Below are 15314 nucleotides of genomic sequence, written 5' to 3' on the forward strand. Positions count from 1 at the left end.
GCTCTAGTTTTCAGGCTCGATTGAGCTCGTCAGGCCTTTGGATTTCAGCGTCTCGCAATAGAACTCAGCCGGCTCGATGTCACACACGATCACCAAGCCCACGCCTGTGTTGTGGGCCTCCAGCATCACCGCCATGCAGTCCTGCTCGCTGAGTTGCGGCACAACCTGCTGCAGGGTGGCCACCACATATTCCATGGAATTCACCGGATCGTTGTGCAGCAGCACCTTGTAGCGGGGTGACCGCTTGCGAACCTTCTCTGGCGCCTTGTCCAGAACAGCTGCACCACCTGGTTTTTGGCTGGGAGACTCCACCGCCATGACCATTGATCCGAATCCTTTTAAATCTAAATGGAATAGGGAGAGGGAGCGGCTCACAGGGCTTTGATGCGAGCCATGGCCTCATCCACATTGGCGCGGCTGTTGAAGGCGGACAAGCGGAAATAACATTCGCCCGCGGCGCCAAAGCCGCTGCCGGGTGTGCCCACCACGTTGGCCTTGTTGAGCAGATGGTCGAAGAAGCCCCAGGAATCCATACCCTCAGGGGTCTTGATCCAGACGTAGGGGGCGTGTTCGCCGCCATAAACGGTGAGGCCTGCAGCAGTGAGTTCGCGGCGAATGATCGCGGCGTTCTCCATGTAGAAGCTCACCAGAGCTTTCACTTCGGCCTGACCCGCTTCGGAGTAAACCGCCTCAGCTCCGCGTTGAATGATGTAGCTCACACCGTTGAACTTGGTGCTCTGACGTCGGTTCCACAGCCCCCAGAGTTCCACGGCTTCGCCGTTGGCTGCTTTGCCTTTCAGCCCCTTGGGCACCACGGTGAAGGCACAGCGGGTGCCAGTGAAGCCGGCGTTTTTCGAGAAGGAACGGAATTCGATGGCGCAGTCCCGGGCTCCTTCGATCTCAAAGATGGAGCGGGGGAGTTCCGGATCCTGGATGAAGGCCTCATAGGCAGCATCGAAGAGGATCAGTGCGCCATTGGCGCGGGCGTAGTTCACCCAGGCTTGAAGTTGTTCCCGGGTGGCGACGGCACCGGTGGGGTTGTTGGGGAAGCAGAGGTAGATCAGGTCGACGGGTTCACTGGGAATCAGCGCTGCAAAGCCGTTGTCCGCGCTGATCGGCAGGTAGGTCAGTCCCGCATAGCGACCGATCTCCCCTGCTTCACCGGTGCGACCCGCCATCACGTTGCTGTCCACATACACCGGATAGACAGGGTCCGTGACGGCCACTTTGTTGCCCTCGCCGAGAATGTCGAGGATGTTGCTGCTGTCGCACTTGGAGCCGTCGGAAACAAAAATTTCCTCGGCACTGATGTCGCAGCCTCGGGCCTGGAAGTCGTTTTTGGCGATGGCCTCCCGCAGCCAGCCGTAGCCCTGTTCGGGACCGTAGCCATGGAAGCCTTCGGCGGTGCCCATCGCATCGATGGCGGTTTTCATGGCTTCACGGCAGGCCAGCGGCAGGGGCTCCGTGACATCACCGATGCCCAGACGGATCAGCGCTGCGTCGGGATTGGCGCTGCTGAACGCTTTGACGCGCCGACCGATCTCAGGGAACAGGTAGCCCGCCTTGAGCTTGAGGTAATTGCCGTTGACCTGAACCACGGAATCGGGAGCTATTTCTGCGGGGCATCCTGCCGTGTCGGCAGCTCCATACGATGACCACAGGAGTCAGGACATCCGACGTGGTCGTCTCATCCCTGGATCACCCGGTTGATTTTCATGCCCTGGTGGACAGCGGCATCAACAAACCAGCCCGCTACATGGGGCATGAGTTGGGGGTTGAACCACGGGACTGGCAGACAGCGACCGTTCGCTGGGCGCTCACCTACCCCGAGATTTATGAGGTCGGCTCCAGCAACCTCGGCCACATCATTCTTTATTCAATCCTCAATGCCGTTCCCGGGCAGTTGTGTGATCGCGCTTATCTGCCGGCGGCCGATCTGGCGGGCCGCTTGCGGGAGCGCTCCCAGGCGTTGTTTGCCGTGGAAAGCCGTCGGCCCTTGCCGGCCTTCGACATCCTGGGCTTCAGCCTCAGCTATGAACTGGGCGCCACCAACATCCTTGAGATGTTGGACCTCGCGCAGGTGCCCATCCGCGCCGCTGATCGGGGCGATCTGCTGCTGAATGATCCTGCAGCACCTCCTCTGATTTTTGCTGGCGGTCCTACGGCTACCAGCAATCCAGAGCCCTATGCCCCGTTCTTCGACTTCATCGCCCTGGGTGACGGTGAGGAGCTGTTGCCCGAAATCGGTCTGGTGGTGGCGCAGGCCAAAGGGGATGGATTGACCCGATTGCAACTGCTCCGCGATCTGGCGCAGGTCCCTGGCGTTTATGTGCCTTCTCTTTATGCAACTGGCGCCGATGGGGTCACCCTTGAGCCGCTTCATCCTCATGTCCCGGCGCGGGTTCTTCGGCGTGTGGCAACGCCGATGCCCCACTACGCCATGGGCCTTGTGCCCCATGTGGAAACAGTCCATGACCGTCTCACGGTGGAGATTCGCCGCGGCTGCACCCGGGGTTGTCGCTTCTGCCAGCCCGGGATGTTGACGCGTCCGGCTCGGGATGTGGAACCCGAAGCGGTGATCGAAGCAGTGGAGACCGGCATGAAACAAACCGGTTACAGCGATTTCTCGCTGCTCTCCCTGAGCTGCAGCGACTATCTGGCACTCCCGGCGGTGGGGGTTGAGTTGCGCAACCGCCTTGCCGATCAGAACGTCACACTTCAACTGCCCAGTCAGCGGGTGGATCGCTTCGATGAAGATATTGCTCACATCCTTGGCGGCACGCGGAAAGCGGGTCTCACCTTCGCGCCCGAGGCAGGAACACAGCGCCTCCGCGACATCGTCAACAAGGGCCTCACCGATGACGACCTGCTGCATGGCATCCGCACGGCCATGCAGAACGGCTATCGCAAGGTGAAGCTGTACTTCATGATCGGCCTCCCTGGTGAGACGGATGCCGATGTTCTCGGCATTGCCGAGACCTGCGTGATGCTGCAGCAGCGCTGCCGTGACCTGGGTCGACTGAACCTGAACATCACGATCAGCAATTTCACGCCCAAGCCCCACACCCCTTTTCAGTGGCATAGCGTCTCTACGGCCGAGTTTGAACGCCGCCAGGCCCTGCTCAAGGAGGCCTTCCGGCGTTTGCGCGGCGCGAAGGTGAATTTCACCGATGTGCGGCTGTCGGCCATGGAGGATTTCGTAGGCCGCAGCGATCGGCGCCTTGCTCCGGTGATCGAGGCTGCCTGGCGGGCCGGTGCCGGCATGGATGCCTGGTTCGAGTCGCTGGATCGCACCTACGCCGCCTGGACCGGAGCCATCGCGGATGCTGGCCTGGAGGGGCATTACCGGGAGATGGAGATGGGTGGCTGGAGTGCTGTGGCTGCCCTGGATCGGGAGGACCTGGAAGCGTTCTGTGCTCAGCCGCTCCCCTGGGATCACATCGACACCGGCATCGACAAGGCCTGGCTGGCCGACGATCTGCAACGGGCTTTGGCAGCGGCAGTTGTGCCCGACTGCTCCTTTGATGGCTGCAGCAGTTGTGGGGTCTGCGGCCCGGATCTCGGCCACAACGTGGTGGTTTCCGCTCCCGAGGTGCCAACCCAGGTGCCAACCCAGGCGCCGCCCAGTGAACGGGTCTGCCGCATCCGGGTGCAATTCGCCAAAACGGGATCGATGGCGCTGCTCAGCCATCTTGACCTGATGCGCATGTTGGAGCGGGCCCTGCGTCGTAGTGCTCTTCCGATCAGCTTCACCGGCGGGTTTCATCCCCTGCCGCGGATTCAGATCGCCTTGGCCCTGCCCCTCGGCGCTGAGGCCGAGAGCGAGTGGATGGACCTTGAATTCACTGAGGCCCTGGATCCCAATCACTTCTGCAAGACGCTCCAGCCGTTGTTGCCGGAGGGCATTCAGCTGCTAGCGGCAGCCGAGGTCCCCGTCAGTGGCAAAAGCCTCTCGCAAGAACTGAAGAGCGCTGTTTGGTGTTTTGATCTCGTGCCGGAGGCGCAGGCCTCGATGCCATTGGATTGGCATGCGGCGGTGGATCAGCTCCTGCAGGCCACAAGCTTGGTGTGGCATGACACCGATAAGAAGGGCCGCCCCCGGGAGCGGGATTGCCGCCCCGCGTTGAAGGCGCTGCATGTGACGGATCAGAACCCCGATGGATCCATTCGGCTTCGCTTGGAAGCAGCGGTTGATGAGATGGGCCGAAGCTTGCGCCCTGCTCAGATTCAGCACTGGCTTGCCGAGAACGTTGGCCAGCCCTTGCAGGTGCAACGCTTGGCCCGAGAAGCCCTGCTCCTCGATGCGCAGTGCTAATTTGACACAGAACAGGTGTTTCGTCCGTCGAGGCCAACCTTGTTCCGGTCTTGTCTGATCCAACACGGATATCGAGGTCCACATCACGGCTTGTATGGCGGTCTTTTTTGGAACCCCCCAGCCTGATTCATAGGAGTTTCTGCTCCGCAACCTTTTGGTCTTGCTGACCAGCCCAGATCTTTCCATCAACCCGTGAGGGAGAACCGGCAGGTTCCTCAACGGATTTGTCCCTCAATAGGGCTCAACCAGTTCTCTTATGCCCCAGCAAATTGTCATCGCGGAGCAGCTGCGCATCGCAGCAGTGCTAACCGATGAACGCGTTGATGAACTAATCGTCGCGCAGGGTCGTTATCAGATCGGAGATGTCTATTTAGGAACGGTAGAAAATGTTCTGCCAGGCATTGATGCTGCCTTCGTCAATATCGGTGAGAGTGAGAAAAACGGGTTCATTCATGTCACCGATCTTGGGCCGCTGCGTCTGAAGAAAGGTTCGGCTGGGATCACTGAACTTCTGGAGCCTCGCCAAAAGGTTCTGGTTCAGGTGATGAAAGAACCGACCGGCACCAAAGGCCCACGGTTGACGGGAAATCTGGCTCTGCCAGGTCGCTACCTGGTGCTTCAGCCCCATGGCCAGGGAGTCAATATCTCCCGGCGCATCAGTTCCGATGCAGAACGGAACCGTCTGCGTGCACTGGGTGTTCTGATCAAGCCGCCTGGAGCTGGTCTGCTGATCCGTACGGAAGCCGACAGCATCAGCGAAGAATTATTGATTGAGGATCTGGAATCCTTGCTACGCCAGTGGGAGGCGATTCAGCAAGCCGCTGAAACGGCTGCACCGCCGGTGCTGCTCAACCGCGACGAAGACTTCATCCATCGGATTCTGCGGGACCACATGGGCCCGGATCTGGCCCGGGTTGTGGTGGAAGATGCCGCCGCTGTGGGTCGTGTCAGCAGTTTCCTCGGTGCTGATGCCAGCAATGTGCTGGTGGAAGCGCACAGTGAACCCAGCGAGTTGCTGGAGCACTACAAGGTCAATGCAGCTATCCGCGATGCGCTGAAGCCACGGGTTGATCTGCCGTCCGGTGGCTACGTGATCATCGAGCCCACCGAAGCGCTCACTGTGATCGATGTGAACTCGGGCTCGTTCACACGGTCGGCCAATGCGCGCGAAACTGTGCTGTGGACCAACTGTGAGGCGGCGATCGAAATCGCTCGCCAGCTCAAGCTTCGCAACATCGGTGGGGTAATCATCATCGACTTCATCGATATGGATTCCCGCCGTGATCAGCTCCAGCTGCTGGAGTATTTCACGACAGCTGTCCGTGACGACTCAGCCCGCCCGCAGATCGCACAGCTCAGCGAACTGGGCCTGGTGGAACTCACCCGCAAGCGACAAGGGCAGAACATCTATGAACTGTTCGGTCGGGCCTGCCCCAGCTGTGGTGGTTTGGGCCATGTGGCCGTTCTCCCCGGCAAAGACCTGCTTCAACCTCTGGCGACGGCCACGGGATTGGTGCGTTCGGCGGCCTCTGCCCGCGCCGAAGTTGTTGCGCCAGGAGAGAACGGTGGCAATGGCCGTCGGCGGCGCGGTGGTCGAGGGCGCGGCAGTCAGGATGCCGTCCTTCCGCTAGAGACGTCCGACACCGCTGCCCCTGAGGTCTCCACCCAAGAGGCTCAGGAGCCCGCGACTGCCCGTCGTCAGGATCCTGAAATGGTTGCCGTCCCGATGACGGACGAGCAACAGCAGTTGTTTGGTTGGCTGGGGTTGAACCCTGCCCTGTTGCTGGAGGAGCCCCCTGCATCCGACAACGTCGTTGTCAGGGTTGTGCGTCCTGGTGAGGATGAGCAGGAGGTGCTTGAGGCGGCGCGTCAGCAATTGGCGGCCAGTTCCGGAAGGCGACGTCGTCGCGGCGGACGGGGTGGTCGTTCTGGCTCACGCAATGGGGCGAGTCAGCCCACATCGAACTCTTCTTCTGAGACGCCTGTTGTCGTGACCTCATCCGCCCCGGATGAGGCGGCTCCCTTGATGGTTGAGATCACCCCCTTGGAGGCGGTGACCAATCTGACGATCACCGAACCAGAACCGGCTCCCATCAGCGAACCGGCTGAGCCCGAGCCTGTGGCCGTGGTGGAACCAGCTGAGCCTGAGGAGCCTCGCCGTCGCCGTCGCCGCTCTTCTGCTGTCGCCACGGTCTGAGCCGGATGACCGCGCAGGAGTCCCTCCCTCTCGGGAGGGACGTGGCCGGTGTGGATGAAGTCGGTCGCGGTTGTTTGTTCGGTCCTGTGTTTGCGGCCGCTGTGGTGCTCGAGGGCTCAGCGGCCGAATGCCTGTTGAAGGCAGGGTTGACCGACAGCAAAAAACTCTCGGCCAAGCGTCGGGCTGCCCTGGTTCCCTTGATTCAGTCGCTGTGTGTGGCGTCCGCTTTGGGCCAGGCGTCAGCGAGAGAAATTGACGCCTGCGGCATCCGCGTTGCCACGGAACGCGCCATGTTGCGGGCTCTGCAGCGACTGCCCCAGAGCCCTGGGCTTGTGCTGGTGGATGGCAATCTTCCCCTTCGGCTGTGGCACGGCCCGCAGCGCACAGTGATCGCAGGGGATAGCCGTTCAGCGGCCATTGCTGCGGCCAGTGTTCTGGCCAAGGAAGCCAGGGATGCACTCATCCGGCGCTTGTCGGCTCGCTTCCCTGGTTATGGACTCGAACGCCATGCGGGCTATGGCACGGCACAGCATCGTCAGAGCCTGATCGACTCAGGCCCCACGCCCCTGCATCGGCACACGTTCTTGAAGCGTCTGCTCGGTTGAGCGTTGCTCCTCTGTTTCCCGGCACCAGCAGCGGTAGTCGTCGATCAGCTGCCGGCCAACCCGGGCTTTGATGCCGATGAGGATGCCACTCAGGATTGATTCGCCCGTCGATTCCAACACCCGTTTGGGGATCAGCTTGAGCAGCGATGGCTGGCTGACGCTCACTGACAGATGGGCATGCCCCTGCAGCCCGCCAGGTGTGGAGGTGAGCCGTGCTTCCAGGTTCAGGGCGAAGTCGTCAACGATTCCCAGACCCTCCAGTTCGCAGTCGAGGGCCTGCATCACCAACGTGTCGCCTTCCATATGGATCTGGAGGGACACCACGGGTTTCACTTGGAGTTGAAAGACCTGCAGGCTGGTCACCACGTAGCGGTAACGCCCTGGCTGCAGGCGGGTGAGCTGTTTGGCGTCCAGAAGGGCCCCGAGGACGCGCTCCTCCTCCAGCAGGTAGGTGGGCAACCGCTCTGCTCCGGTTCTGACAGGCAGATCAAGCTTTTGACTGGCTTCGAAGGCCAGGGGCATGGACTTCACCTGACGCGGCATGATCTTATCGAGTCCATGCAGTGCGGCTTCGATGCCTACACGTCTCGCATTCCTTGGCCCAGCCGGGACATATGGCGAGCAGGCCGCCCGGGTGCTGATCGAACAGGACGCTCTCGAGGATGTTCAGCTGGTGCCCTGCGTTGGGCTTCGATCGGTTGTGGAACAGCTGGCGGGGGGGGAGTGTGATGCAGCCGTTGTCCCGATTGAGAACTCGGTTGAGGGGGGGGTGACAGCGACCCTCGATGCTCTGTGGTCCCACCCCGAGCTTTGTATTCGCAGGGCTTTGGTGCTGCCGATTCAGCACGCTCTGCTTGGCAGTGGGCCACTTAGCAGAGTCACGGAAGTGCTCTCTCACCCGCAGGCCCTGGCGCAGTGCAGTGGATGGTTGGCCCAGCATCTGCCCGATGCCTTGCAACTGCCCACCTCATCCACGGCTGAAGCAGCTCGCATGGTGGCGGGCAGTCCCTTTCGTGCTGCGATCGCTTCCCAGTCCGCCGCCCGGGAACACGGGTTGGATGAGCTGGCGTTTCCTGTGAACGATGTTGCGGGCAATCGCACCCGTTTTCTGCTGTTGTGTCGTGGGCAGCGCAGTGAACATGGCGATGTGGCCAGCTTGGCGTTCTCGCTGCATCGCAATGCGCCGGGGGCCTTGCTGGAGGCACTGGCCTGTTTGGCTGAGCGGGGCCTGAACATGAGTCGGATTGAATCGCGACCGTCCAAACGGGAGCTGGGGGAATACGTCTTTTTTGTGGATGTGGATCTTCCTCCGGATCCGTCAACGGCCCTGCAGGATCTGATTGCCCAGTTGCAGCCTCTGTGTGAGCATCTGGCCCATTTCGGTGCCTACCCCAGCAGCGATTTGAGTGGCTCTTGAGGATCAGTCTTTGCTGATTCGGAAGACGCCGAATTGCATCAGCCCGGTGGCGAAGGCCCAGTGCATCAGCAGCAACGTCGGCGTTTCTCTCAGGCCTTGCAGGACAGCTTTCGGCCCCAGGCTGACCACGGCCCAGGGGCGTCGGATGCCCTCGATGATCGAGTCAATCCATGAGGGGAGCGTGGCCTGGGTCCAATCGCCGGTGACGATCTCGCCACGGTGGTGGACGCTGTTGTCGAGGTTCTGGCGGAACCCCTTGATGCTGGCGAATTCAGGGTGGGCCCACTGGTTGAGCAGCTGACGCATCACCCAGCGTTCGGTTCTCGTCATGCCGCCGTCAGAGGGGTCTCGGCGGTTCCAGTCGGCCACAGCTAGCAGACCCCCCGGTCGCATCGCCCGCAGCAGCTCATCGGCATAACGCTGTTTGTTCGGCATGTGGGGACCGGCCTCCACACTCCAGACCGCATCAAAGCTCTGGTCGGGCAGTTGAAGATCCAAGGCGTCCATTACCTGGAAGCGGCAGCTCAGGCCTGATGGGGTGAGTTGTGTGGCTCGTTCCACCTGGGCTGGGCTGATGCTGATGCCGAGAACGTCCAATCCGTAATCCCGCGCCAGTATTCGGGCGCTGCCACCGATGCCGCATCCCACATCCAGCACCCGGCTGCCAGCGGGGAGTTGGTCCAGACCGCTCCAGCGCACCAGCTCGTGGACGAAGGCTTCCTTGGCTTCGCGGAAGTCGAAGGAGCCCGGCGGGGTCCCGTAATGGCCGAGATGGACATGCTCTCCCCAGAGCTGCTCCAGCAAACGGTCTTCCGTCCAGGCGTCGTAGGCGGAGGCGACACTCTCCGACGATTCGTAGCGCCGGTCGCGGCGAAGCCATAGCGCAACTCCGGTGGTTCCAACGGCGCCGGCCACCATTAACAGAGATCCCAACATCACTTCAGATCCATCAACACAGTGCGGGCCGCCAGTTGGCGTCGGGTGTGATCCAACATTTCAAATTGCTGGCTCAACCGCTCGTGGGTGTCGGTTAGTTCCAGAAGACTCTGTTGCTCTGAAGCGGCCTGATCCAGATGGGCGCTGATCCAGAAGGACAGTTCCCGCGGCAGATCAGGCAGATCTTCGGGCAGTTCCACCTCTCGGTTCTGCAGCTTGCTGGTCAGTTGAACGACGTCATTCAAGGCTTCGCTCACCTTGTCCCGCAGGCTGTTGAGCTGGTCAGTGTCGGCCACGGGCTCATCCTCCAGCCAGCTCACCATCCCTGTTCGGTAGGGCGTTTCCCGTGTGATGTTGAGCAGCCGGAACCGCTGTTGGCCCAACGAAACGATGTAGCTGCGCCCGTCTTCTGTTGTTTGATGCTGAAGCACCTCAGCGCAGCAACCGATTTCGGCCATTTCGCCGTTCTCAGGGTTGATGCGAACGATGCCGAATCGCTTGTCGGTCTCCAGAACCGTCTGGAGAAGCATCCGATAACGCGATTCAAAAATGTGCAGCGGCAGGAGCTGCTGCGGGAACAACACGACGTCCGGCAGGGGGAACAGGGGAAGCTCCCTCACAGAAAAATCGGACACGAACGCCGTGTTGTAGGCATTTGAATCCTAGGAAAATGAAGTTCTGATTGAACGGATCAGAGCTTCACTTCGATGTCCACACCACTGGGGAGATCAAGCTTCATCAGCGCGTCGATGGTTTTAGCCGACGGGCTGTAGATGTCGATGATGCGACGGTGGGTACGGGTCTCGAAGTGCTCGCGGGAATCCTTGTCCACGTGGGGAGAGCGCAGAACGCAGTAGATCTTGCGTTTCGTGGGCAGGGGAATCGGACCGATCGCGGTTGCAGCGGTGTTATCGGCCGTTTCTATGATTTTTTCGCAAGAAAGATCGAGCATGCGACGGTCAAACGCCTTCAGGCGGATGCGGATCTTCTGCTGAGCGATGGCAGTGGACATAGGAAAGGGGCGAAAAAGCTTCGAGGTCGAAGCAGGACTTCAGTTGTCGAGGTTCTGAGAAATGTAGGAGATGGGGGACTGGGCCCCTCCATCTCCTGCCGGTTGGTTCAGCTTGCGCTTATCACTCAATGATCTTGGAGACCACGCCAGCACCGATGGTGCGGCCGCCTTCGCGGATGGCGAAGCGCATGCCCTGCTCGATGGCGACGGGGCAGATCAGCTCACCGGTCATCTGGATGTTGTCACCAGGCATCACCATTTCCACGTTGGAACCGTCTTCCGCGGTGAAGGCAGTGATTTGGCCTGTCACGTCCGTTGTACGGATGTAGAACTGCGGGCGGTAGCCAGCGAAGAAAGGAGTGTGGCGGCCGCCTTCTTCCTTCTTGAGCACGTACACCTGACCCTCAAACTTGGTGTGAGGGGTGATGGAACCGGGCTTCACGAGCACCATGCCGCGCTCGATGTCTTCCTTCTGGATGCCGCGAAGCAGCAGACCAACGTTGTCGCCAGCCATGCCCTCATCGAGCAGCTTGCGGAACATTTCCACACCGGTGACGGTGGTCTTGCGGGTGTCCTTGATACCGACAATTTCGATTTCTTCGCCGACCTTGACTATTCCGCGCTCGATACGGCCTGTGGCCACGGTGCCGCGACCGGTGATGGAGAAGACGTCTTCCACAGCCATCAGGAAGGGCTTGTCAACTTCCCGCTCAGGCTCAGGAATGCTGGAGTCAACAGCCGCCATCAGTTCCTCGATCTTGGCTTCCCACTCAGCCTCGCCCTCGATGGCCTTCAGGCCGGAGACCTGAACCACGGGGATGTCGTCGCCGGGGAAGTCGTAGCTGGAGAGCAGTTCGCGTATCTCCATCTCCACCAGTTCGATGATCTCTTCGTCATCGACCATGTCGCACTTGTTCAGTGCAACCACCAGAGCGGGAACGCCCACCTGCTTGGCCAGCAGGATGTGCTCCTTGGTCTGGGCCATCGGGCCGTCGGTGGCGGCACACACCAGGATGGCGCCGTCCATCTGAGCGGCACCGGTGATCATGTTCTTCACATAGTCCGCGTGGCCAGGGCAGTCCACGTGGGCGTAGTGACGGGTCTCGGTCTCGTACTCAACGTGAGCGGTGTTGATGGTGATGCCGCGCTCACGCTCTTCAGGGGCGCCGTCGATGTCGGCGTAGTTCTGCACTTCAGCCTGACCCTTCTTGGCGAGCACGTTGGTGATCGCAGCGGTGAGGGTGGTCTTGCCGTGGTCAACGTGGCCGATGGTGCCGATGTTGACGTGGGGCTTGTTCCTTTCGAACTTCTCGCGTGCCATGGGTGTTTAAAGAATCGAGGGTTGGATTTGGAGGAGTTTAGAGATCAGGAATTGCCCTGATTCTTGGAAATGATGGCCTCGGCCACATTGCGAGGAACTTCGGCGTAGTTGTCGAATTCCATCGAGAAAATGCCCCGGCCCTGGGTCATGGAGCGGAGCTCGGTGGCGTAACCGAACATCTCGGCAAGGGGCACCTTGGCCGAGATTTTGGACGTGCCGTCTTCGACGGACTGGCCCTCAACCTGGCCTCGACGGGAGGACAGGTCGCCGATGATCGAACCGAGGAAATCCTCGGGAGCTTCGACCTCGACCTTCATCATCGGCTCAAGCAGCACAGGGTTGCACTTCTTAACGCCGTCCTTGAAGGCCATGGATCCGGCGATCTTGAACGCCATCTCCGAGGAGTCGACGTCGTGATAAGAGCCATGCACCAAGGTGCATTTCACATCGATGAGGGGGTATCCGGCGATCACACCGGATTCGCAGGTCTCCTTCATGCCCTGCTCGGCGGGCTTGATGTATTCCTTCGGAACGACACCGCCCACGATCTTGTTAACGAATTCGAAGCCGGAGCCGGGCTCACCCGGTTCCATCTCGATCACAACGTGGCCGTACTGGCCTTTACCACCGGTCTGACGTGAGAACTTGCCCTCGCCACCTGCAGAACCACGGATGGTTTCGCGGTAGGACACCTGAGGTGCGCCGATGTTGGCTTCCACCTTGAACTCACGCAGCATGCGGTCCACCAGGATTTCCAGGTGGAGTTCGCCCATGCCGGCGATCACGGTCTGGCCGGTCTCAGAATCGGTGTTGACGCGGAAGGTCGGGTCCTCTTCAGCCAGAGCAACCAGGGCCTTGGAGAGCTTCTCCATGTCGCCCTTGGTCTTCGGCTCAACAGCCACGGAGATCACCGGTTCGGGGATGAACAGGGTCTCGAGAACGATCGGATCGTCCTGGGTGCAGAGGGTGTCACCCGTGGTGGTGTTCTTCAGTCCGAGCACCGCACCGAGGTCGCCGGCACGAAGCGCGTCAACTTCCTCACGGTCATCGGCCTTAAGCACCACGAGGCGGGAGATGCGTTCCTTCTCACCTTTGGTGGAGTTGAGCACGTAGCTGCCCTTCTCGAGGATGCCGGAGTACATCCGCACGAAGGTGAGCTTGCCGTAGGGATCGGCCATCACCTTGAAGGCGAGGGCACTGAAGGGGGCGCTGTCGTCGGACGGACGCACCGCTTCGCTGCCGTCAGGAAGCACACCCTGGATAGGGGGGACGTCGACGGGAGCAGGCAGGTAGTCGATCACAGCGTCGAGCACCAGCTGCACACCTTTGTTCTTGAAGGCGGAGCCGCAGAGCATGGGCACCAGACCGTGCTTGAGCACGCCCTCACGGATGCCTTTCTTGAGGTCGTCAACGCTGAGTTCGCCGCTTTCGAGGAATTTCTCGATCAGCGCCTCATCGGTTTCAGCGACGGTTTCCATCAAGGTGTTACGCCACTCGGCGACCTCGTCGGCCATGTCGGCCGGCACGTCGGCTTCTTCGATGTCGGTGCCGAGGTCGTTCTTATAGATGTATGCCTTGTTGGCAACGAGATCGATGATGCCGCTGAGCTCACCTTCGGCACCGATCGGAAGCTGGATCGGAACAGCGTTGGCTTTGAGGCGATCCTTGATCTGGCCGTGAACCTTTAGGAAGTCCGCACCGGTGCGGTCCATCTTGTTCACGAACACCATCCGGGGAACGGAATAGCGATCGGCCTGACGCCAGACGGTCTCGGATTGGGGCTGAACGCCACCAACAGCACAGAAGACGGCAATCACGCCATCCAGCACGCGCATGGAGCGCTCCACCTCAATGGTGAAGTCCACGTGGCCAGGCGTGTCGATAATGTTGATTCGATGATCCTGCCAAGATGTCGAAATGGCAGCGGCGGTAATCGTGATGCCACGCTCCCGTTCCTGGGCCATCCAGTCGGTCACGGCGGCGCCGTCATGCACCTCGCCGATTTTGTGCACCACACCGGAATAGAACAGGATCCGTTCTGTCGTAGTGGTTTTGCCGGCATCGATGTGAGCAGCGATACCAATATTTCTGACGCGTTCCAGGGGGAAGTCGCGGGCCACAGGAAATTCTCCGGGGGTGGGGCGTGAAAAGGCGGAGAGACTCTACAGGCCAGCCATGAACATCTGTGTTGATGACTGGCCCGCGAGGCTCAGTAGCGGTAGTGGGCGAAAGCCTTGTTGGCTTCGGCCATCTTGTGGGTTTCTTCGCGCTTGCGAACGGCGTTGCCAGCTTCGTTGGCGGCATCCATCAGTTCGCCAGCCAACTTCTGGGCCATGCTCCGGCCGTTGCGGGCGCGGGAGAAGCTCACCAGCCAGCGCAGGGCCATAGCGGTGCCGCGTTCCTGGCGCACTTCCATGGGCACCTGGTAAGTGGCACCACCGACACGGCGGGCGCGCACTTCCACCAGAGGGGTGGCGTTCTTGACGGCTGTCTCGAACAGTTCGAGCGGATCTCCGCCGGTGCGCTCGTTGATCAGGCCAAACGCGTCGGACAGGATCCGTTGCGCTGTCGACTTCTTGCCGTGCTGCATCAGGCGCACCACCATCATCGTGGCGAGGCGGCTGTTGAACTGCGGGTCGGGAAGAATCGGGCGCTTCTCAGCGGCGTTGCGGCGTGACATTAGGGATCAGAACTTGATGGGGATGGGGAAGAAACCGGTGATCACTCCTTCGGAGCCTTGGCGCCGTACTTGGAGCGGGACTGACGCCGGTCTTTCACGCCAGCGGTATCCAGGGTTCCGCGGATGATGTGGTATCGGACACCAGGGAGGTCTTTGACACGACCGCCGCGGATCAACACCACCGAGTGCTCCTGCAGGTTGTGACCGACACCGCCGATGTAGGCCGTGACCTCAAAGCCGGAGGTCAGGCGCACACGAGCCACCTTGCGCAGCGCCGAGTTGGGCTTTTTGGGCGTCGAGGTGTAAACGCGGGTGCAAACACCGCGACGCTCAGGGCACGACTTCAAAGCCGGGGACTTGGTCTTGGCCTTGAGACGTGAGCGCTCAGTGCGGATCAGCTGTTGGATGGTTGGCATCGATGGTCGGTGAGCGGTCGGACTCCCGACCTGATTCGACAATCGACCACGATACCGGGTGATGGTCCCCCCTTAAATCCGGCTGAAGGCACTGCCGCAGGCACAGGGTTCAACACCATCGCTGTTGCGGATCAGAAAACCACCGCCACTCAGGTCGCCCCGGTAGTCCAGGCAAAGGCCTTCAAGCAATTTGAGCTGTTCCGCCGGGGCGTGCAGGGTCACGCCATCGGCTCTTGCGATGGCGACGCCTGCCAGATGTCCTGCCCGGATGCGCAGCACGTGTTGTGCGCACTCCCCGGGAGTGAGATCGAGATGCATCTGCCCCGGTGTTCCCGCCACGGCCGCCTGTCGCCCCAGCTCAGCAGCAGCGGCAGCGGTCAGCCGCAGATTGGCAGCCATACTCAGTTCCTCAGGG

Annotated in this window: 15 protein-coding genes; 4 read left to right on the top strand and 11 right to left on the bottom strand. The window is 60.8% G+C overall.

All coding sequences use genetic code 11. The annotated features are described in order from the left end of the window. Positions 1-3: 3 nt before the first annotated feature. Entirely contained in the window at positions 4-324 is a 321-nt protein-coding gene (clpS, locus tag SYNCC9605_RS01550) for an ATP-dependent Clp protease adapter ClpS (RefSeq protein ID WP_011363337.1), read from the bottom strand. A 47-nt stretch (positions 325-371) separates the two neighbouring features. Next, on the bottom strand, positions 372-1598 hold the full coding sequence (locus SYNCC9605_RS01555; protein ID WP_011363338.1) for an LL-diaminopimelate aminotransferase: 1227 nt from the start codon (positions 1596-1598) through the stop codon (positions 372-374). Between the two features lie 53 nt (positions 1599-1651). On the opposite strand from SYNCC9605_RS01555, the gene SYNCC9605_RS01560 reads away from it, so the two are divergent. From SYNCC9605_RS01560 to SYNCC9605_RS01570, 3 genes are all read left to right on the top strand, one after another. Beyond that, positions 1652-4315: a TIGR03960 family B12-binding radical SAM protein gene (locus tag SYNCC9605_RS01560; RefSeq protein WP_011363339.1), complete on the top strand. Its 2664-nt coding sequence runs from the start codon at positions 1652-1654 to the stop codon at positions 4313-4315. Between the two features lie 256 nt (positions 4316-4571). Continuing rightward, positions 4572-6512: an Rne/Rng family ribonuclease gene (locus SYNCC9605_RS01565; protein ID WP_011363340.1), complete on the top strand. Its 1941-nt coding sequence runs from the start codon at positions 4572-4574 to the stop codon at positions 6510-6512. A 5-nt stretch (positions 6513-6517) separates the two neighbouring features. Next, a complete protein-coding gene (locus tag SYNCC9605_RS01570) occupies positions 6518-7117 on the top strand; it encodes a ribonuclease HII (RefSeq protein ID WP_011363341.1) in 600 nt (199 codons plus the stop codon). Here the strand turns inward: SYNCC9605_RS01570 and SYNCC9605_RS01575 are convergent. Further along, the gene (locus SYNCC9605_RS01575; protein ID WP_041434343.1) at positions 7064-7660 is read right to left on the bottom strand and encodes a DUF1997 domain-containing protein; all 597 of its coding nucleotides are present in this window, start codon (positions 7658-7660) and stop codon (positions 7064-7066) included. The two genes, SYNCC9605_RS01570 and SYNCC9605_RS01575, sit on opposite strands and share 54 nt — an antisense overlap. 31 nt (positions 7661-7691) lie before the next feature. On the opposite strand from SYNCC9605_RS01575, the gene pheA reads away from it, so the two are divergent. Next, positions 7692-8534, top strand: a complete 843-nt coding sequence (pheA, locus tag SYNCC9605_RS01580) for a prephenate dehydratase (RefSeq protein WP_041434345.1) — start codon at positions 7692-7694, stop codon at positions 8532-8534. Between the two features lie 3 nt (positions 8535-8537). On the opposite strand, the gene SYNCC9605_RS01585 is transcribed toward pheA, so the two are convergent. The 8 genes from SYNCC9605_RS01585 to SYNCC9605_RS01620 form a co-directional block, all read right to left on the bottom strand. Next, positions 8538-9470, bottom strand: a complete 933-nt coding sequence (locus tag SYNCC9605_RS01585) for a methyltransferase domain-containing protein (protein ID WP_041434346.1) — start codon at positions 9468-9470, stop codon at positions 8538-8540. Next, positions 9470-10105, bottom strand: coding sequence for an LON peptidase substrate-binding domain-containing protein (locus SYNCC9605_RS01590; protein ID WP_011363345.1), 636 nt, complete (start codon positions 10103-10105; stop codon positions 9470-9472). Before SYNCC9605_RS01590 ends, SYNCC9605_RS01585 begins: the two co-directional genes overlap by 1 nt. A 56-nt stretch (positions 10106-10161) precedes the next feature. Then, positions 10162-10482, bottom strand: a complete 321-nt coding sequence (gene rpsJ / locus SYNCC9605_RS01595) for a 30S ribosomal protein S10 (RefSeq protein WP_011363346.1) — start codon at positions 10480-10482, stop codon at positions 10162-10164. Between the two features lie 121 nt (positions 10483-10603). Beyond that, entirely contained in the window at positions 10604-11803 is a 1200-nt protein-coding gene (gene tuf, locus SYNCC9605_RS01600; protein ID WP_006851621.1) for an elongation factor Tu, read from the bottom strand. Positions 11804-11847: 44 nt separating this feature from the next. Then, positions 11848-13923: an elongation factor G gene (gene fusA / locus SYNCC9605_RS01605; RefSeq protein WP_011363347.1), complete on the bottom strand. Its 2076-nt coding sequence runs from the start codon at positions 13921-13923 to the stop codon at positions 11848-11850. An 89-nt stretch (positions 13924-14012) separates the two neighbouring features. Beyond that, positions 14013-14483, bottom strand: coding sequence for a 30S ribosomal protein S7 (gene rpsG, locus SYNCC9605_RS01610; RefSeq protein WP_006849937.1), 471 nt, complete (start codon positions 14481-14483; stop codon positions 14013-14015). 41 nt (positions 14484-14524) lie between these two features. After that, positions 14525-14899, bottom strand: coding sequence for a 30S ribosomal protein S12 (gene rpsL, locus SYNCC9605_RS01615; protein ID WP_006850614.1), 375 nt, complete (start codon positions 14897-14899; stop codon positions 14525-14527). A 72-nt stretch (positions 14900-14971) separates the two neighbouring features. After that, positions 14972-15298, bottom strand: a complete 327-nt coding sequence (locus SYNCC9605_RS01620; protein WP_011363348.1) for a HesB/IscA family protein — start codon at positions 15296-15298, stop codon at positions 14972-14974. Between the last annotated feature and the right edge of the window lie 16 nt (positions 15299-15314).

Source organism: Synechococcus sp. CC9605 (assembly GCF_000012625.1).
Classification (GTDB): Bacteria; Cyanobacteriota; Cyanobacteriia; order PCC-6307; family Cyanobiaceae; genus Parasynechococcus.